The organism is Pigmentiphaga sp. GD03639 (genome assembly GCF_029845405.1).
Taxonomy (GTDB): Bacteria; Pseudomonadota; Gammaproteobacteria; order Burkholderiales; family Burkholderiaceae_B; genus Pigmentiphaga; species Pigmentiphaga daeguensis.
On sequence record NZ_JAOCLR010000003.1, the window covers coordinates 63,131 to 81,876 of the forward strand.

Sequence of the window (18,746 nt, forward strand, 5' to 3'; positions counted from 1 at the left end):
TCAGAACTCGCGGGTAAAGAAAAACGACAGGCAGGCCAGGACTATGACGAACAGGCAGGCGTCGAACAGCGGGGGATGCCAGACCAGGCGGTAGAGGCCGAGGCGGGCCAGTCCGTGCCCAAGCAGCCTGGACACGACGATGGCCGCGAAGGCCAGCAACAACAGGGCTGGCACGTACAGGCCATAGACGTTGATTTCAGCGAACATGGTCGGACTCCGGCAGGGAAGGCGCCGGCTGGTAGTCGTCGGCATCGGGGTACAGGTCGCGGCGTATGCCGCACAGCGCGGCCACCGCGTCGGGCTGCGCGTTCGATGCCGGCAGCGCGCACACCGCGCGCAGCAGGTCGTCGATCCGCGCGAGCAAGTCGGGGGCGGGGCGCTGGGTGGGCACGCGCCGGCTGGCGAAGAACGAGGACAGCGCGGCCAGCAGCGGCCGCACGCGCACGTGGCTGCGGTCCAGCTCGGGCTGCAGGCGCAGCAATTGCGTCATGTTCAGGCCCACGCGCAGGTCCGCCAGTACGTCGGCGCCTTGCAGGTCGGCGTTGGCGCGGGCAGCCGCCATGCGGGGCGCAAGCAGCGCGAGGCGGTCCAGCATGCGGGCCGAGATCTCGGTTACGACGATGTTGCGGGCCGAGTCGGCGCGTCCCAGTTCGGCCAGTTCCCGCCAGTTCGCGCGCAACAGCCTGAGCGCGCTGTAGTCGGCGCTGATGGTGCGGAACAGCCGCGTGCAGACGGCGGCGGCCACGATGCCCGCCACCTGCGCCAGCATGCTGTTGGCGAAGGAGACGAGATCGGCGGTCTGGGTGTCGTGCATGGCCAGCGCCGAGGTCACGCCGAACAGGAAGGCCATCGCCCGGCCGGTGGTGGGCGGCCGGGCGATAAGTACACCCAGCAGGAGGAACAGCGGCGCGGTGGTCAGCACCAGCATCTCGAAACTGTGCACGGCCGGCAGCACGACCAGCAGGTAGAAGGCCGAGCACGGGATGGACAGCAGCGTGAACTTCAGGAACACCCGTATGGCCGGCACGGGGTTGTCCATGGTGGCGAACAGGCAGCAGAAGATGGCCGCCATCAGCGCCGCGCCCGAACCGGCCTGCCACGCGGTGGCGATCCAGAACAGGCAGCAGGCCAGGATGGCGACCGTGGCCGCGAAGGCCGACAGCAGGGCCAGCCCGCGGTCGGTGTGCAGCACGCGCGGTGAACTGGGCTGCTCGCGGACGGACTCGGAACGGGCGTCGTGCAGGCCCGCCTCGATGTGCGTGCGCAGCGCGCTGGAGTCGGCGTAGGCATGGATCAGTGCCTTCAGGCGCGAGCCCAGGCTGAGCTCGACCATCTCGCGCCACCCCATGTCCCGCGAGACCGCGGGATGGCTGGCGTCGATGGCCCGCACCAGCCCGGCCAGCCGGGCAGGGTCACGCGGTCCGGGATCGCCGGTCCATGCGGCCACATCGCGCATCACAGCTTCCCAGCGGCGGGCCAGGCCGGCGGGCATCGACCGCAGCACCGCCAGGCGGTCCTCGATGGCGGACAGCAACGGCATCATCAGCGAGATGCGGTCCTGCACGGCGTGGATGGCGTTGGTGGTCCAGCGCAGGTGCGAGGTATCGAAGGGCAGGTGGGTCGCCATCAGCCGCAGGTCGGTGACGTCGGCGGCGAGCTTGCGCCGATCCAGCTGGCCGACGTCGGACTTGCCGCCCAGCGTGTCGGCGATCCAGCGCTGGGCATCGTCGTAGGCCCGCTGCACGCGCGCGACGAGAACCGGGCCGATGCCCTGCGGCATCACCAGGCTGTGGATCAGCGTGGCGCAGGTGATGCCCAGCAGGATCTCTTCGACGCGCGCCAGCGAGGTGTCGAAGATCTGCTCGGGCTGTGTGACGGCGGGAAAGCCGATCAGCGCGGCGGTGTAGCCCGCCAGCATGAAGAGATAGGACCGGGGCGTGCGATCCAGCAGCGAGATGTACAGGCACAGCCCTACCCACAACGCGAAGGCGAGCGAAAGCAGCTCCGGCGCGTTGGCCAGGAGCGGCACGGCGGCCAGGGCCATGGCCGACCCCAGCGTGGTGCCGGTGACGCGGTAGACCGCCTTCGAGCGAACCGCGCCGGCCAGCGGGCTGCTGACCACGTAGGCGGTGGTCATGGCCCAGAACGGACGCGGCAGGCCCATGCGCATCGCAAGATAGAGGGCGAGCACCGCGGCTGCATAGCTCTTGAGCGAGAACAGCGCCTCGGAAAGGGTGGGGGGCTTCATGAGGACGACGCGGGCCCGGATTCCCGGGCGAGTTGTTCGATCGCGGCCTGCAGGCCTTCGAGCGTGCGCAGGCAGGCTTCGATGTCGTCCTGGCTGCTGCCTGCGAACAGGGCGCGGCGAAAGGGGATGAGGGCGGCTTCGACCCGGTCGGCGCATTGCCGGCCGGAGGCCGTGAGATACAGGGACTTGGCGCGGCGGTCGGAGGCGTCTTCGCGGCGTTCGACCAGGCCCAGCTCGATCACGCGGTCGATGACGCGCACCACCGACGAGGGCTCGATGCCCAGCGCGTCGGCGACAGCCCCGGGGCGGGCGCCGTCGCCCAGGCGGCCGATCATGACCACCGGCCAGGCGGTGGCCTGGGACAGGCCGAAATCGGCGGTCAACGTGTCGGCCGCCGATTTGTAGGCGCGAGCCGTGCGGCCCAGGGCCATGGTCAGGGTGGCGAGTTGCTTGTCAATTTTGTCCATGCAAAATATTAGCATGCAAACTATTTGTTTGTGAAGTATTTGCCGATTCGACAAAAATTCGACAAGGCTTCGACGTTTCTTCGATGGCGCGCCCGATAACGTGGCGGCATTGCTTCATGGGAGCGCCAGTTTGTCTTCCGCACTACACGGGCATCGCTCGGGGACGTTCATTTGGGGCCTGGTCGCGGCCGGGCAGAACCGCGGCTGGGGGCTCCGGGGCAGTACGCGGCTGGCGCTCGCCATCGCCGCCGGGTTGGTGCTTTTCTACAACATCGCGGTCTGGCGCGAGATCGTGCGCATCGTTCCCTGGAACGGGGCGGGCTCGGTCGTCTTCTATCTATCGTTCGCCATCCTGATGTGGTCGGCGTTCGGGCTGCTGCTGACGCTGTGTTCGTTCAAGACGGTGTTCAAGCCGCTGTTGACGCTGCTGCTGCCGGTGTCTGCCCTGGCGGCGTACTTCATGGGCACCTACGGTGTCGCAATCGACAACGTGATGGTGCAGAACCTGGCCGAGACCGACGTACGCGAGGCCGGCGCATTGCTGAGCCCGGGGCTGCTGGGCTACCTGCTGGTGCTGGGGGTGCTGCCCGTGGCGGGCCTGTGGCGCCTGCGGGTGGAGTACGCGGCTGGCGTGCGGGGCGTGATGGCTCGCCTGCTGGTGGCCTCGGCCTGCCTGGTGACCGGCCTGGCGATGCTGGGCGGTTTCTATTCCGTGTACGCGCCGTTGTTCCGCGAACACCGGCAGGTGACGCAGAAGATCAATCCGACGAGCTACCTGTACGCGCTGGGCAAGTATGCGCGGCAGCGCTGGGGGGCCAAGGAGGCCGCCCTGGTCGTGGCGCCCATCGGCCTGGATGCCGTCCGCTCGGCCGCGGCCGCGGCGCGGCCCCGCAAGTCCCTGGTGGTATTCGTGGTGGGCGAGACGGCGCGCGCGGACCACTTCGGGCTGAACGGCTATGCGCGCGATACGACGCCGGAACTGTCGCGCCTGGGGGTGCTCAATTTCTCCAACGTCGCCTCGTGCGGCACGTCCACGGCGGTATCGGTCCCGTGCATGTTCTCGGACCTGGGCCGGGCGGATTATTCGGACCGCGCCGCCAAGACGCGCGAGGGCTTGCTGGACGTGCTCCAGCGGGCGGGCGTGGCGGTCTACTGGCGCGAGAACAACAGCGATTGCAAGGGCACCTGCCTGCGCGTGCCCAACGACAGCATCATGGGCAACCCGCGCCTTCCCCACTGCGACGCCGAGGGGTGCCGCGACGAGGCGCTGCTGGAAGGCCTGTCCGCCTACATGGACGAGCATCCGGGCGACGCCTTCATCGTGCTGCACACCATGGGCAGCCACGGCCCCGCCTACTACCGGCGCTACCCGCCGGAATTCGAGCGATTCAAGCCCGTCTGCCGCACCAACCAACTGGGCGACTGCCCGCACGAGGCGCTGGTCAACGGCTACGACAATTCCATTCTCTACACCGACTACTTCCTGGCGCAGGTCGTCGGCCTGCTGCAGAAGCAGGCCGCCACGCGGGATACGGCCATGGTCTACGTATCCGACCATGGCGAGTCGCTGGGCGAGAACGGTCTCTACCTGCACGCCGCGCCGTATGCGATCGCGCCGCGGGCCCAGACCCACGTGCCCATGGTGATGTGGATGTCGCCCGGCGCGGCGCGCGACTGGGGCGTGGACACCGCCTGCCTGGCCGCCCGTCGCGACGCGCCCTACAGCCACGACAACCTGTTCCATTCCGTCCTGGGAATGTTCGAGGTAAGGACGAGCGTGTACAGGCAGCAGCTGGACATGCTCGCGCCGTGCCGTGCGGCGCTCGAGGCCCGGGCGGGAAAGGGCCGCGCCCGGGGCTAGCGCCTGTCCACGCTAAAAAGAGGCTCGCCAGGCCCTGGGGCCTCAGAAGACGCTTTCGGCCAGGTTGTGCTGTTCGATGACCGACCGGACCGTGTGGCCGCTGGGCTGGCAGGCGAACTCGCATTCCTGCGGCATGTCGTTCGCGTGGCATTCGCCGCCCAGCAGCGGACACCGGCCGAACAGTTCGCTTACCCAGTCCACGAATGCCCGCACCTTGGGCGACAGGTGCCGGTTGTGCAGGTAGACCACCGAGATCGGCATGGGCGAAGGCTTCCAGTCGGTCAGCACCTCGCGCAGCAGGCCGGACTCCAGATGGGGGCGCACCATGTACCGGGCCGGCTGGATCAGGCCGAAGCCTTGCAGGCCGCAGGCCACGTATGCGTCCGAGTCGTTGACCGAGACGATGCCCTTGACCTTGACCTCGGTAGCCACGCCGTCCACGACGAAGTCCCAGTCGATGGTGCGGCCGGTGCGGGCGGAGAAATAATGGACGGCGTGATGGCGCTCGAGGTCCTTGAGCGTGCGTGGCTCGCCATAGGCCTCCAGGTAGGAGGGCGCCGCGCAGGTCAGGCTTTCGAAGGTGCCGATGCGCCGGGCCACCATGGAAGAGTCCTGCAATTCGCCGACGCGGATGGCGCAGTCCACGGCTTCCTGGACCAGGTCGACCGGACGGTCGCTCATGCCTATCACCAGCTCGATGTCCGGATAGCGCTCATGGAATTCGCACAGCGACGGAATCAGGATGGAACGGCCGATCGAGGCCGGCGTGTCGATGCGCAGCCGGCCGCGCGGCCGGCGCGCGACGTCGCGGAAGGAAGTCTCGGCTTCCTCCAGGTCCGCCAGCAGCCGCACGCAGCGCTCGTAGTAAGAGGCGCCGTCGGGCGTGAGACTGATCTTGCGGGTGGTACGGTTCAGCAGCCGGACCTGCAACGCACGTTCGAGATTACGGATGGTGGTGCTGACGGTGGCGCGCGGCAGTCCGAGGTTGTCGGCCGCCAGGGTGAAGCTGTTGGCTTCCACCACGCGTGTGAACACCTGCATGGCCTGGAATTTGTCCACGAGAGGCTCCTGCCGCCTGATGGGCGGCAATTGTTCGTTCTGGATGAATAGTGTTTGTAAAAACGCAGGATTTATCGGAAACACGATAACACTCAGAATCGGGCATCGCTGTATTCACCCATACGAGCCCGAGGTTTTTCATGTTTCGTTTTCGCAAACGCGCGCTGGCGGTCACGCTGGGCGTTGCCGTGCTTGGCGTTGCCGGGGGCATCGCCGTGCAGAGGATGCCGGCCCTGGCCGGCCAGGAAGAAGCCCCCGCCGCGCCGGCCCCGGCGGCTGCCGTGGACGTGGCCGAGGTCGTCAGCCGCACCATCACGGACTGGCGCGGCTATTCAGGCCGGCTGGAGGCGGTCGACCGCGTCGAGATCCGGCCCCTGGTGTCCGGAACGCTGACCGCGGTGCACTTCCAGGACGGCGCCCTGGTCAGGAAAGGCGACGTGCTGTTCACCATCGATCCGCGTCCCTATGCGGCCGAGGTCGCCCGGGTCCAGGGCCAGCTTGCCGCGGCCGAGGCCCGCGACGCCTACGCGGCCTCCGAACTGGCGCGCGGCCAGCGGTTGTTGTCGGACAACGCGATCGCCAAACGCGATTTCGAGGAGAAGCAGAACGCCGCGCGCGAGGCGGCCGCGAACCTGCAGGCCGCCCGGGCCGCCCTGGAGGCGGCTCGCCTGAACCTGGAATACACGCGCATCACGGCGCCGGTCACCGGCCGCATCTCGCGCGCGCAGGTGACGGTGGGCAACGTGGTCGCCGCCGGCGCGGCGTCGGCTCCGCTGACCACGCTGGTTTCGACGGCGCGCATGTACGCGGCCTTCGACGTGGACGAGCCTACCTACCTGAAGATGGCGCAGGCCAGCCGCGCCGGCTCGGGCGCCATCCCGGTCTACCTGGGCCTGGCCAACGAGGAGGGCCATCCCCGCAAGGGCACGGTCAGCTTCATCGACAACCGCCTGGACGTGGCTTCGGGCACCATCCGCGTGCGCGCGGTGTTCGACAACCCGGACGGACAACTGATCCCGGGGCTGTATGCGCGCGTGCAACTGGGGGGCGGCAAGCCGCGCGACGCGCTGCTGATCGACGAGCGCGCAGTGGGCACCGACCAGGACAAGCGTTTCGTGCTGGTGCTGGACGAGGGCAATCGCGCCCGCTATCGCGAGGTGCGGCTGGGTAGCGCCAGCGGCGGCCTGCGAGTGGTCGACGCCGGACTGAAGGCGGGCGAGCGCATCGTGGTGAACGGTTTGCAGCGCGTGCGGCCGGGCGAGCCCGTGACGCCGCGCGAAGTGCCCATGGCGGGGCAGTCGGGCCGGTTCGCGGGCGATGGTCCGCCGGCCGACGGCGGACCATCCGGCACGCCTGCCGCGCGCCAGCCCAGGCAGGTTTGAGGCGGCCCGGACACGATCATGAATATTTCCAAGTTCTTCATCGACCGGCCCATCTTCGCGGGCGTGCTGTCGGTCCTGATCCTGCTGGCGGGTGCGCTGGCGATGTTCCAGTTGCCCATCTCGGAGTATCCGGAGGTCGTCCCGCCCTCGGTCGTGGTGCGCGCGCAGTATCCCGGCGCCAATCCGAAGGTGATCGCCGAGACGGTGGCTTCGCCGCTGGAGGAGTCCATCAACGGCGTCGAGGACATGCTGTACATGCAGTCCCAGGCCAACAGCGACGGCAACCTGGCCGTCACGGTCACCTTCCGCCTGGGCATGGACCCGGACAAGGCGCAGCAACTGGTGCAGAACCGGGTGTCGCAAGCCTTGCCGCGCCTGCCCGAGGACGTGCAGCGGCTGGGCGTCACGACCATCAAGAGTTCGCCCACGCTGACGATGGTGACCCACCTGATCTCGCCGGATGACCGCTACGACATCACCTACCTGCGCAACTACGCGCTGATCAACGTCAAGGACCGCCTGGCGCGCATACCGGGCGTGGGCGAGGTGCAGCTGTGGGGCGCCGGCAACTACTCGATGCGCGTCTGGCTGGATCCGCAGAAGGTCGCGCAGCGCGGGCTGACGGCCTCGGACGTGGTGGCGGCGATACGCGAGCAGAACGTGCAGGTCGCGGCCGGCGTGATCGGCGCCTCGCCCAGCGCGTCCGACGTGTCGCTGCAATTGTCGGTGAACACGCAAGGCCGCCTGCAGACCGAATCGGATTTCGCCAACATCGTGCTCAAGACCTCGCCCGACGGCGGCGTGACGCGCCTGTCGGACGTGGCGCGCATCGAACTGGCGGCGGCCGAGTACGGCCTGCGTTCGCTGCTGGACAACAAGCCGGCGGTGGCGCTGGCCATCATGCAGTCGCCGGGCGCCAACGCGCTGGCGGTGTCGGACCAGGTGAGGGCGGCCATGAAGGACATGGCCAAGGACTTCCCGCCCTCGGTGGACTATCGCATCGTCTACGACCCGACGCAGTTCGTGCGCGCCAGCATCAAGGCGGTGGTGGTCACGCTGCTGGAGGCGGTGGCGCTGGTCGTGCTGGTGGTGATCGTGTTCCTGCAGACCTGGCGGGCCTCCATCATTCCGCTGCTGGCGGTGCCGGTCTCCATCATCGGGACGTTCTCGCTGATGCTGGGCTTCGGCTATTCGATCAACGCGCTGTCGCTGTTCGGCATGGTGCTGGCGATAGGCATCGTGGTGGACGACGCCATCGTGGTGGTGGAGAACGTCGAGCGCAACATCGCGGCCGGGCTGACGCCGCGCGAGGCCACGTACCGCGCCATGCGAGAGGTCAGCGGTCCCATCATCGCCATCGCGCTGACGCTGGTCGCGGTATTCGTGCCGCTGGCTTTCATGACCGGGCTGAGCGGGCAGTTCTACAAGCAGTTCGCGATGACCATCGCCATCTCGACGGTGATCTCGGCCTTCAACTCGCTTACGCTGTCGCCGGCGCTGGCGGCCCTGCTGCTGAAGTCGCACGACGCCCGGCCCGATGGCCTGACGCGCGTGATGAACCGCCTGTTCGGCGGCTTCTTTCGCCGCTTCAACGACATGTTCGGCCGGGCGTCCGATCGCTACGGCGCCGGGGTCACGGGCGTCATCTCGCGCAAGGCCATGGTCATGGGCGTGTACGGCGTGCTGCTGGCGCTGACGCTGGGCGTCTCGTCCATCGTGCCGGGGGGCTTCGTGCCCGCGCAGGACAAGCAATATCTGGTGGCCTTTGCGCAGTTGCCCAACGGCGCCTCGCTAGACCGCACCGAGGAAGTGATCCGGCGCATGTCCGACATCGCGCTCAAGCAACCCGGCGTGGAAAGCGCCATTGCGTTTCCCGGGCTGTCGATCAATGGCTTCACCAACAGCTCGAGCGCCGGCATCGTCTTCGTGTCCCTGAAGGACTTCCATGAGCGCAAGGGCAAGGACGTCTCGGCCGAGGCGATCTCGAACGCACTGAACCAGCAGTTCTCGGCCATCAAGGAGTCGTTCATCGCGGTGTTCCCGCCGCCGCCCGTCATGGGACTGGGCACGCTGGGAGGATTCAAGCTGCAGATCGAGGACCGGGGCGCGCTGGGCTACGCCGAGCTGGACGCGGCGGCGCAGGCCTTCGTGGCGGCGGCGCAGAAGGCGCCGGAGCTCGGGCCGACGTTCAGCAGCTACCAGATCAACGTGCCGCAACTGGACGTGCAACTGGACCGGGTCAAGGCCAAGCAGCTGGGTGTCGCGGTCACGGATGTGTTCGACACCATGCAGATCTACCTGGGTTCGCTGTACGTGAACGACTTCAACCGTTTCGGGCGGGTGTACCAGGTTCGCGCGCAGGCCGATGCGCCGTTCCGTGCGCATCCGGACGACATCCTGGCGCTGAAGACCCGCAACGCCGCCGGCGAGATGGTGCCGCTGTCGTCGCTGGTGGACGTGCGTCCGACCTTCGGACCGGAAATGGTGGTGCGCTACAACGGCTATACCGCCGCCGACATCAACGGCGGGCCGGCCCCGGGCTATTCCTCGGACCAGGCCCAGGCCGCCGCCGAACGCATCGCCGAGCAGGTCCTGCCGCGCGGCATGAAGCTGGCGTGGACGGACCTGACCTACCAGCAGATCCTGGCGGGCAACGCCGGCATCTGGGTGTTCCCGATCAGCGTGCTGCTGGTGTTCCTGGTGCTGGCGGCCCTGTACGAGAGCCTGACGCTGCCGCTGGCGGTGATCCTGATCGTGCCGATGAGCATCCTGGCCGCGCTCACGGGCGTCTGGCTGACACGGGGCGACAACAACATCTTCACCCAGATCGGCCTGATGGTGCTGGTCGGCCTGGCCTCGAAGAACGCCATCCTGATCGTCGAGTTCGCGCGCGAACTGGAACTGCAGGGCAGGTCGGTGGTCGAGGCGGCCATCGAGGCCAGCCGCCTGCGGCTGCGCCCCATCCTGATGACGTCCATCGCGTTCATCATGGGCGTGGTGCCGCTGGTGACCTCCACCGGCGCCGGTTCCGAGATGCGGCATGCCATGGGCGTGGCGGTGTTCTTCGGCATGCTGGGCGTGACCCTGTTCGGTTTGTTCCTGACGCCGGTCTTCTATGTACTGCTGAGGCTGGCCAGCGGTGCGCGCAAGCTGCACTCGGCCGCGCAGCACGAGGCGCCCATCGTGGCGGCTCATCACGCGGGGCATTGATGTGAAAGAGAATCTGATGAAAAGCGGTTTGCGAAGCGCGGCATTGACGGCCTTGCTCGTGCTGGCGGGTTGCGCGGTGGCGCCGGCCTACGATCCCCCGCGGCCCGAGGTGCCGGCATCGTTCAAGGAAGCGGCCGGCGGGAACTGGAAGGCCGCCCAGCCGGCCGAGGCTGCCCATCGCGGACGCTGGTGGGCGGTGTTCGGCGACCCGGTACTGGACCGGTTGCAGGAGCGAGCGGCGGACGCGAACCAGGATCTCAAGGCCGCCGTGGCGCGCCTGGCGCAGGCCAGGGCGCGGCTGGGCGAGGCCCGGGCCGACCTGTACCCCCGCGTCGACGCGGGCGCGGGCCCCACGAGGCAGCGGCCGTCGCCGGCTTCAAGGGGCCTGCCCGCCGAGGCGAACACGTCGCCGTCGACGCTGTGGCGAGCCCAGGCTTCCGTGGCCTACGAAGTGGATCTGTTCGGCCGGGTGGCGGCCGGGGTCGAGGCGGCGTCGGCCCAGGCCGAACAGGGCGAGGCCCTGCTGCGTTCGGTGCAACTGGCCGTGCAGGCCGACGTCGCGCAGGCCTATTTCCTGGTGCGGGAACTGGATGCGGGCCAGGAACTGTACGGCGGCACCGTGGCGCTGCGCGAGCGTACGCTGGCGCTGATCCAGCGCCGCTACGACGAAGGGGACATCAGCGAACTGGACCTGGCGCGGGCCCGCACGGAACTCGCATCGGCGCGGTCCGAGGCCCTGGATATCGCCCGCCAGCGGGCGACGGCCGAACATGCGCTGGCGATCCTGCTGGGCGAGGCGCCGGCTTCCTTCAGCCTTCCCCCGAGTCCGCTGGCGAGGCTGGCCGTGTCCGTGCCGCCGGGCCTGCCATCCGATCTGCTGGAACGCCGGCCCGACATCGCCGCCGCCGAACGCGCCATGGCGGCCGCCAATGCCCGCGTCGGCGTCGCGCGCACGGCATTCTTCCCCAGGCTGGAGCTGACCGGCGCGCTAGGCTACGAGTCCGCGCAACTGGGCGACCTGTTCAACTGGTCCAGCCGCACGTTCCTGCTCGGCCCCCTGGTGGGCACGATGCTGACGCTGCCCATCTTCGACGGCGGGCGGCGCGAGGCGGGGCTGCAGGCGGCGCGGGCGGCCTACGAGGAAGAGGCCGCCCGTTACCGCCAGACGGTGCTGGCGGCCTTCAAAGAGGTGGAGGACAACCTGGCCAACCTGCGCATCCTGGCCGACCAGTACCGGGCGCAGGACGAAGCGGTGGCATCCGCCGCGCGCGCGGCCCGGCTGTCGCAGATCCAGTACCGCGAAGGATCGGTGAGCTACCTGGACGTGATCGATGCCGATCGCAGCGTGCTCCAGCAGCGCCGTGTGGCCACCCGGCTGGACGGGGAACTGGCTCGCTCCACGGTCAACCTGATCCGCGCGCTGGGCGGCGGCTGGGAAGGGCAGGCGCCGGCGCCCGCGGCGGCGCTGTTGCTTCCACGCCAGCCTTCGTAACAAGCTGTGGCCGTGGCCCCGCAGTCTTGGGGGCTGCGGTCTTTGCTGTACGGAACGCTTACATAGTCAGGCGCCGCGCCCGTTGCGGACAGACATGCCGAGCCTACACTGGATCGACGCGCAGGTCCCGCGCGCCGGGGCCTTTCCGCGCGAAAGGAGTCAGGCATGAATACGAAATCCAAGCGTGGCGCCCTGGGACTGGCTGCGGTCGCCCTGGGCACCGTTCTGTTCACCTCGGCGCACGCCGCTTCCGCCGCCGACACCACCTACCAGGAGGAACTGGCTCGTTGCAACAGCGGCCAGTCGGGCCAGGACCGCGCGACATGCAGGCGGGAGGCCGGCGCTGCCTTGCAGGAAGCGCGGCGCGGCAATCTGCGCGGCGCCAGCGATTCGGCCTACGAGCAGAACCGCACCCAGCGCTGCAACGCCTTGCCGGAAGCCGACCGCGCGGCCTGCATGGCGCGGGTGGACGGAAGAGGGACGGTCAGCGGGAGCGTGGAAGGCGGAGGCGTGCTGCGGGAGTACCGGGAAGTGGTGACACCCGCGCCCGGCTCCCCGGCCATGCCCTCGGGCTCGCCCGGCCCGGCGATGCCAAGGCCCGACGGCCCGGGCATGCGCTGACACCCTCCCGAAGCATTTCCCCTTGATCCGCCGCGGAATTCCCCGGAAAGTGGCGCTTTCCGGGCGTCGCGGCGCGCCCCGTTATAAAATGCGCTGGCTTTACATCGATCTTTCGGGGGCCAGGTGCGCATCGCCATACTGGAAGACGATCCGGCACATGCCCGGATCATAGAAAAGACGCTGCTGCAGGCGGGGCACGACTGCCATCTGTTCGAGGACGGCAGGGCGATGTTGCGCGACCTCCATCGCCAGAGCTACGACATGTTCGTGCTGGATTGGCACGTGCCGCACATCGAAGGCCCCGAGATCCTGGGGTGGATCCGTCGCAACCTGCCGCCGCAGCTGCCGGTGCTGTTCGTCACCAGCCGCGACGAAGAGCAGGACGTGGTCGACGGGCTTCAGGCGGGTGCCGACGACTACATGGCCAAGCCCATCCGGCCCATCGAACTGCAGGCCCGGGTGGCCGCGCTGCTGCGCCGGGCCTATCCCGAGGCTTCGCGCCCGAGCCAGCCGGGCTTCGGAGTCTATACCTTCGACCTGCACCGCCGGGAAGCGCGGATCAAGGGCGAGCCGGTCGAACTCAAGCCCAAGGAATACGAGCTGGCGCTGTACCTGTTCCGCAACCTGGGGCGGCTGCTGACGCACGAGCACCTGCTCGAGGAACTGTGGGGCACGAGCGCCATCGACACGCGCACCGTCACCACGCACATGTCGCAACTGCGACGCAAGCTCGACCTGCGGCCGCACAACGGCGTGCGGCTGGTGCCGGTCTACGGGCTGGGCTACCGCTTCGAGATACTGGCCGACCCGCCGGCAACGAACGAATCCAACGACGACCCTCTATGAAGAACCTACCCAGCATGGACGCCGGCATCCGGCTGTCCGCGTGGGCCATCGCCGCCGCTTGCGTGTTCGGCACGGCGCCGGCCCATGCCCAGCAGGCTGAGCCGGTGCGTCACCTGGTGCGCGACGGCGACACCTTGTATGACCTCGCCCAGGCCTACCTGGAAGACCCCGGCCAATGGCAGGCCCTGGCCCGCGAGAACGGCAATCCCAATCCGCTCAGGCTCAAGCCGGGTTCGGTCATCGTCGTGCCCGACGCGCTGCTGCGCAAGAAGCCCGGCGGCGCGCGCGTGGTCCACGTCTCGGGAGGCGTGCGCTATACGACGCGCAGCGGCTCGACCGGCGCGCTGGAACGCGACATGCGGCTGATCGACGGCGATCGCCTGAGCACCGATGCCGGCGGCTTTGCCACGCTGGAGATGGCGGACGGCTCGGTGGTGCGCGTGGCGGGCGACTCCGAACTGCGCCTGGAACGCCTGAAGTACAGCCTGACGAAGAAGCGCGCCGACACCTCGCTGGTGCTGGACAAGGGCCGTGTCGAATCGCGCGTCTCGCCGCAGCGGCCCACGGGCAGCCGTTTCCAGGTCGACACGCCGCTGATGGCCGCCGGCGTGCGAGGTACCGAGTTCGGCGTCTCGATGCGCGAGGGCAGCTCGGCCACCAGCGACGTGCTGGAGGGGGAAGTCGAACTGCGCGTGGCGCGTTCGGGCTCGACCGCGCGGGTCGCTGCGGGCCTGGGGGGCGCGGTCGCCACCGATGCGCCGACCGCCACGCTGTCGCCGTTGCTGGCGGCGCCGGACCTGTCCGGCGTCCAGGCATTGCAGCAGCGACCCATCATCGATCTGGCGTTTCCCGCGCTGGCCGGCGCGGCCTCGTACCGCGCCTTCATCTGGCCCGCCCATGCCGCCGAACAGGTGGTCAGCAACCTCGTGACCGCCACGCCGCGCGTGCGCTTCGCCGGCCTCGACGACGGCGACTACGTGGTGCGGATCAATGGCGTCGACGCGCAGGGCATCGAGGGCCGCCCGGTCACCTGGCCGATCAAGCTCAAGGCCCGGCCCGAGCCGCCGGTCACCATCGCGCCGCCCGACGGTGGCGTGGTCGAGCAGACCGAGGCCGTGCTCCGCTGGACGGGCGCGGACGGCACCATCGGCTACCGCCTGCAGGTGTCGCGCGACCAGGCCTTCGCCAACCCCTTCGTCGACGAAAGCATGCTGTCCACGGATTCCCACGCCGTGCGCGGGCTGGCCTCGGGCAACTACTTCTGGCGCGTGGGCAGTGTCGTCCAGGGCAAGGACGGCAGACCCGATGCCGGACCCTACAGCGATCCGCGCCGCTTCATGGTGCGCCTGCCCGTGGGCGGCAAGCTCGGCATGAGCCAGCAGGGCGACGAAGTCGTGCTGACCTGGGACGGCGAGGAAGGGCAGAACTACCTCGTCCAGGTCGCGCGCGACGCCGGCTTTGCCGGCATCGCCGCCGAGCGCCGCATCACGGAGCGCAAATGGGCGCTCGAGTCCTTGCCCGCCGGCGAGTATTTCGTCCGCATCCAGGCGACGGACAGCGACGGCTATGTGCGCGATTTCACGCGTCCGCAGCGCTTCCGCGTCAATCGCACGGTCCGCAGCGGGGACGGTGCGTTGCGATCGGGTGACGGCCAGGAAATCCAGCTTCCCTAGGGCCTGTTCACGCGCATGGACCGCCAGGCCGCATCCGCCACGCTGCGCCCGGGGCCCGGGCGGCCCCGGGCCGCGGTCCGCGGCATCTCGGTCGTCGCGGGCTTGCTGCTGGCTGCCTTGCTGGCCTGGCAGAACGGCCTGGGCCGTCTGGACGCGGCCCTGTACGACTTCCTCAGCCGGCTGGATCCCGCCGTGCCGAGCCAGGACATCGTGGTGGTGGCCATCGACGAGGCCAGCCTGGCGAAGGTGGGCCGCTGGCCGTGGAGCCGCGACCAGCAGATCGACCTGATCGAGCGCATCGCCCAACAGTCGCCGGCCGCGCTGGGCCTGGACCTGCTGCTGTCCGAGCCGTCGGCCGATCCGTCGGTGGACCTGCGCATGGCCGAAGCCATCCGCCGCAGCGGCAACGTCGTGCTTCCGGTCTTCACCGCCGACACGGGCGGCAGGGTGCAGGCCATGCTGCCGGTGCCGCCGCTTGCCGCCGCGGCCCGGTCACTGGGGCATGTCTCGGTCGAACCGGACGCCGACGGCGTGGTGCGCAGCGTCTTCCTGCGCGAAGGCACCCGGGACCGCCAGTGGAACCACTTCGCGCTGGCGCTGCTGCAGATCGCCGGCAGGGCCGTCGCCCGGCCGCTGCCGGGGAACCGGGCGCCGGCTGGCCCGGAGACGGCACCGGAGGCATGGTGGCGGGATTTCTGGATACATATCGACTATGCCGGGCCCGCCGGAACCTATCGCACTGTTTCCGCCGCCCAGGTGCTGGCGGGCGAGCTGCCCGACGGCGCGCTGGACGGACGCATCGTGCTGGTCGGATCCACCGCGGCGGGCCTGGGGGACGTCTATCCCACGCCCTTGTCGGCGCGCCACAGCTTCACCCCGGGGGTGGAGATTTCCGCCAACGTGATCGACAACCTGATGTCGGGAACGGCGCGCCGCGTCATCGCCCCGTGGGCGGGGGCGCTGCTGACGGTACTGCTGGTGGCGGCGATGCTGCCGGCGCTTTGGCTGTTCGCGCCGGGCTGGGCGCTGGCGGCATCGGTGGCGGGGATAGGCGTGGCGGCGGCAGCGAGCGGCGCCATGCTGCTGGCCGAGGGCGTCTGGTGGCCGCCCGGCGCGGCGGTGCTGGCCATCGCGGCTTTCTACCTGGGATGGAACTGGCGGCGCCTGGAACGCGCGGCCGGTTATCTGGTGGACGAACTGGGCCGGTTGAAGCGCCATGGCGCGGTGCTGCCGCAGGATGCGGCCGCGCCGGCCGGCGACCTCATCGACCGGCGGATCCACGACCTGGCCCGCGCCACGGGGCGCTTGCTGGACGTGCAGGCCTTCATGTCGTCCGTGATAGAAAGCCTGCCCGAGGCGGCGCTGGCGGTGGGCGAGGACGGCCGCGTCCTGCTTGCCAATCGCGAAGCCGTGCGGCAGTTCGGCGCGGCCGCCGCCAAGGGCGAGGAGATGGCCCGCCTGCTGGCGGATTTCACGCTGGTGGGCGGCGGCCCGCTCAGCTGGCCCGCGGCGGTGGCGCCGGGACATTTCGCCGAATGCCGCGATGCCGCCGGGCGGGCCTTCCTGTTCGAGTATGCGCGGTGCGCGGGAGAAGAGGGCGGCGAGACCGCCTGGATCGCCACGCTGGTCGACATCAATCCGCTGCGCGAGGCAGAGCGCAAGCGCGACCAGGCCCTGCGCTTCCTGTCGCACGACATCCGGTCGCCGCAGGGGGCCATCCTGGCCCTGCTGGACCTGCATCGCAGCGACCCCGGCGAACTTCCGCAGGACGAACTCCTGGACCGCATCCGGCGCTACGTGCTGCGCACGCAGGCCCTGGCGGAATCGTTCGTCGAGCTGGCACGGCTGGCGACGGCGCCGGTCCGCGACGACGTATTCGAGGGTACGGACGTGGTCCTGGACGCCGCCGACGAATGCTGGAGCCTGGCCCAGGCCAAGCACATCGAACTCGATGCCGACGTGCCGGACGACGGCGCGCCGCTGCGCGGCGACCGTGCGCAACTGACGCGCGCCCTGATCAACCTGATCGGCAACGCGATCAAGTACAGCCCGCCGCATACGCGGGTGGATTGCCGCATGGTGCGCCGGGAAGACCTGTGGTGCATCGCGGTGCGGGACCAGGGACGAGGCATCGCCGCCGAGGACCAGGCCCGCCTGTTCCAGGAGTTCTCGCGCGTGGGTGGCGCGGCGGACGGCGACGAACCGGGTTTCGGGCTGGGCCTGGCCTTCGTCAAGGCCGTAGTCGAGCGGCATGGCGGAAAGATAGAGTGCCAGAGCGCGCCGGGGCAGGGCAGCGAATTCCGGCTGTTCCTGCCTGCCACGGTAAACAACACTGAACCCCGGGCGAGTGGCCGCGGCGGACACGCGTAGACTGCAGGCTGTCTACGAAGTCAGTGGTACGAATGGCTGAACGATTATTGGTGATACTCATCCTGTGCGCGGCGATGGCTGCGCCGTTCGGCCTGATCTGGCTGAATGCGCGGCAGATCTGGACCGATCTGGTCGTCGTCTATCCGCCGCAGGCGGCGATATGCAAAGGGGCGCCCGGGTCGGAATGGTATGATGCCGTCCTGTCTTCCTGACCGCAGTCGTAAGCGTTAACGTCATCCAACGCGCTGAACGTCGCGCCAGCCCGCCGGGCCCGTGTGCGCCGCTTATCGACGTCCGATGATGAACAACGCCTCTCCTTCCGTCTCCTCTCCTTCCTCCCACGAATCCGCGCTGCGCCTGCTGCCGCTGGTCGCCATCGTCTTTTCCGGCTTCCTGGCCGTCGGCCTGCCGCTTCCAGCGCTGCCGCTCTACGTGAACGGCGTGCTCGACTTCAGCCCGCTGGTCGTGGGCTGGATCATCGGCCTGCAGCCGTTGACCACGATCCTGACCCGCAAGTTCGCCGGTACCTACGTCGACAGGCACGGGCCGCGCCAGTCGGTGATGATGGGATTGCCCATGGCCGCCATGGCGGGGCTGCTCTACGTGGCCTCGGCGCTGATTCCCCATCCGTCGCTTGCGCTTGCGGTGCTGGTCGTCGGCCGCGTGTTGATGGGGCCGGCCGAAAGCCTGTTCCTGACCGGCACCATGACCTGGGGCATCGGCCGGGTGGGGCCGCAGCGCACCGGCATCGTGATGTCCTGGCAGGGTATTGCGATGTTCGCGGCGCTCGGCCTGGGCGCGCCGCTGGGCGTCTGGGTCATGCAGCAGGTCGACTTCCTGGCCGTCGGGCTGGCCACCGTCGCCTTCCCGCTGCTGGGCCTGGCGATCGCCTGGCGCGTGCCGCCGGTGCCCGTGGTCGGCGGGGCCAGGAAGCAGGTGCCGTTCCTGCGCGTGATCGGCATGATCTGGCGGCAGGGCGGCGCGCTGTCGCTCGCCTCGGCGCCCTTCGCGGTGCTGACCGCCTTCGTGGTGCTGTACTTCGCAAGCCGTGGCTGGGATGGCGCCGGCCTGGCCCTGACGGGATTCGCCGCGGGCTACATCCTGGTCCGGCTGTTCTTCGGCAGGCTGCCCGACCAGCTGGGCGGACGCAAGGTCGCGGCCATCTCGCTGGTGATCGAGGCCCTGGGCCAGTTCCTGTTGTGGATGGCGCCCAGCCCCGGTTTCGCGCTGGCAGGCGCCACCTTGACGGGCGTGGGATTTTCGCTGGTGTTCCCGGCCATGGGCGTGGAGGCCATGCGCCGCGTGCCGCCCGAGAGCCGGGGCGTGGCCGTGGGCGGATTCCTGGCCTTCGTGGACATCACCTCGGGCGTGACCGGGCCGCTGGCGGGCCTGCTGATCGGTGCCTACGGCTATCGCGCGGCCTTCCTGGCCGGCCTGGCCGCCTGCGCCATCTCCTTCGCCGTCATCGTGTTCGGCATGGGCAGGGAACCGCAGCGGGGCGCCTGAGCCTGGCGCCC

General features: G+C 69.3%; 14 protein-coding genes. 10 read left to right on the plus strand and 4 right to left on the minus strand.

From position 1 onward, the window contains the following. Genes N5K27_RS04110 through N5K27_RS04120 form a run of 3 tightly spaced genes read right to left on the minus strand, consistent with a single transcriptional unit; the run spans position 1 to position 2,715 of the window. Positions 1–207, minus strand: coding sequence for a DUF1656 domain-containing protein (locus tag N5K27_RS04110; RefSeq protein ID WP_087840107.1), 207 nt, complete (start codon positions 205–207; stop codon positions 1–3). Continuing rightward, the gene (locus N5K27_RS04115) at positions 197–2,248 is read right to left on the minus strand and encodes an FUSC family protein (RefSeq protein WP_279814840.1); all 2,052 of its coding nucleotides are present in this window, start codon (positions 2,246–2,248) and stop codon (positions 197–199) included. The genes N5K27_RS04110 and N5K27_RS04115 overlap by 11 nt, the downstream gene beginning before the upstream one ends. Then, positions 2,245–2,715, minus strand: coding sequence for a MarR family winged helix-turn-helix transcriptional regulator (locus tag N5K27_RS04120; protein WP_087840109.1), 471 nt, complete (start codon positions 2,713–2,715; stop codon positions 2,245–2,247). Before N5K27_RS04120 ends, N5K27_RS04115 begins: the two co-directional genes overlap by 4 nt. Before the next feature lie 130 nt (positions 2,716–2,845). On the opposite strand from N5K27_RS04120, the gene N5K27_RS04125 reads away from it, so the two are divergent. After that, positions 2,846–4,576, plus strand: a complete 1,731-nt coding sequence (locus N5K27_RS04125; RefSeq protein WP_279814843.1) for a phosphoethanolamine--lipid A transferase — start codon at positions 2,846–2,848, stop codon at positions 4,574–4,576. 42 nt (positions 4,577–4,618) lie between these two features. Here N5K27_RS04125 and N5K27_RS04130 read toward each other — a convergent pair whose 3' ends face one another. Beyond that, the gene (locus N5K27_RS04130; protein ID WP_087840110.1) at positions 4,619–5,635 is read right to left on the minus strand and encodes a LysR family transcriptional regulator; all 1,017 of its coding nucleotides are present in this window, start codon (positions 5,633–5,635) and stop codon (positions 4,619–4,621) included. Between the two features lie 140 nt (positions 5,636–5,775). On the opposite strand from N5K27_RS04130, the gene N5K27_RS04135 reads away from it, so the two are divergent. The 9 genes from N5K27_RS04135 to N5K27_RS04175 all read left to right on the plus strand — a co-directional run bounded on the left by N5K27_RS04135 (position 5,776) and on the right by N5K27_RS04175 (position 18,735). Beyond that, positions 5,776–7,017, plus strand: coding sequence for an efflux RND transporter periplasmic adaptor subunit (locus N5K27_RS04135; RefSeq protein WP_279814845.1), 1,242 nt, complete (start codon positions 5,776–5,778; stop codon positions 7,015–7,017). Between the two features lie 18 nt (positions 7,018–7,035). Continuing rightward, positions 7,036–10,227, plus strand: coding sequence for a multidrug efflux RND transporter permease subunit (locus tag N5K27_RS04140; protein WP_279814847.1), 3,192 nt, complete (start codon positions 7,036–7,038; stop codon positions 10,225–10,227). 16 nt (positions 10,228–10,243) lie between these two features. Beyond that, positions 10,244–11,719, plus strand: a complete 1,476-nt coding sequence (locus N5K27_RS04145) for an efflux transporter outer membrane subunit (protein ID WP_087840113.1) — start codon at positions 10,244–10,246, stop codon at positions 11,717–11,719. A 165-nt stretch (positions 11,720–11,884) separates the two neighbouring features. Then, entirely contained in the window at positions 11,885–12,340 is a 456-nt protein-coding gene (locus N5K27_RS04150) for a hypothetical protein (protein ID WP_132978846.1), read from the plus strand. A gap of 123 nt (positions 12,341–12,463) precedes the next feature. Continuing rightward, positions 12,464–13,186, plus strand: a complete 723-nt coding sequence (locus N5K27_RS04155) for a response regulator transcription factor (RefSeq protein ID WP_087840115.1) — start codon at positions 12,464–12,466, stop codon at positions 13,184–13,186. Beyond that, positions 13,183–14,859, plus strand: coding sequence for a FecR domain-containing protein (locus N5K27_RS04160; RefSeq protein WP_132978847.1), 1,677 nt, complete (start codon positions 13,183–13,185; stop codon positions 14,857–14,859). The genes N5K27_RS04155 and N5K27_RS04160 overlap by 4 nt, the downstream gene beginning before the upstream one ends. A gap of 15 nt (positions 14,860–14,874) precedes the next feature. Continuing rightward, entirely contained in the window at positions 14,875–17,229 is a 2,355-nt protein-coding gene (locus N5K27_RS04165; RefSeq protein ID WP_279814851.1) for a CHASE2 domain-containing protein, read from the plus strand. 32 nt (positions 17,230–17,261) lie between these two features. Further along, positions 17,262–17,441 (plus strand): hypothetical protein, encoded by a 180-nt coding sequence (locus tag N5K27_RS04170; protein ID WP_140416884.1) that lies wholly within the window; start codon positions 17,262–17,264, stop codon positions 17,439–17,441. 85 nt (positions 17,442–17,526) lie between these two features. Then, entirely contained in the window at positions 17,527–18,735 is a 1,209-nt protein-coding gene (locus N5K27_RS04175; protein ID WP_243724342.1) for an MFS transporter, read from the plus strand. Positions 18,736–18,746: the final 11 nt, after the last annotated feature.